1 protein-coding gene is annotated in these 539 nt (G+C 39.1%); it reads left to right on the top strand.

Going from position 1 to position 539, the window contains the following annotated elements:
- Window positions 1-166 precede the first annotated feature (166 nt).
- Window positions 167-493 (top strand): protein rep, encoded by a 327-nt coding sequence (locus ACFVGY_RS37850; RefSeq protein ID WP_385687140.1) that lies wholly within the window; start codon window positions 167-169, stop codon window positions 491-493.
- The last annotated feature ends 46 nt before the right edge of the window (window positions 494-539 follow it).

Here is a 539-nt window from a genome sequence, read left to right as displayed (position 1 = left end):
AGTATATTGATAATATATAGAAAAAACATCAGTTTTCAAAATCATTTAAACGAATTGTGTTTCAAGGGTTAAACGGCTTTTTGACAGGTAAAAACTCCTTCTGCTATTATTAAGGTGTCGAATCAAAATAATAGAATGCTAGAGAACTAGCTCAGAAGGAGTTTTTTTGTTGATTTATTCATCTGAAAACGATTATAGCATCCTCGAAGACAAAACCGCAACAGGTAAAAAGCGGGATTGGAAGGGGAAAAAGAGACGTACGAACCTCATGGCGGAGCATTACGAAGCGTTAGAGAGTAAGATTGGGGCACCTTACTATGGCAAAAAGGCTGAAAAGCTAATTGGTTGTGCAGAGTATCTTTCGTTTAAGAGAGACCCGGAGACGGGCAAGTTAAAACTGTATCAAGCCCATTTTTGTAAAGTGAGGTTATGCCCGATGTGTGCGTGGCGCAGGTCGTTAAAAATTGCTTATCACAAAAAGTTTATGGTATAGGAAGCCCAAAGGGAGGATTGGGGGGGATGTGTTTTTTAAAACCGGT

The sequence above is a fragment of the Streptomyces sp. NPDC127106 genome (genome assembly GCF_042677605.1).
Lineage (GTDB): Bacteria > Actinomycetota > Actinomycetes > Streptomycetales > Streptomycetaceae > Streptomyces.
Note: the sequence above shows the minus strand (reverse complement) of the source record. Positions and strands in the feature narration are given on the sequence as shown.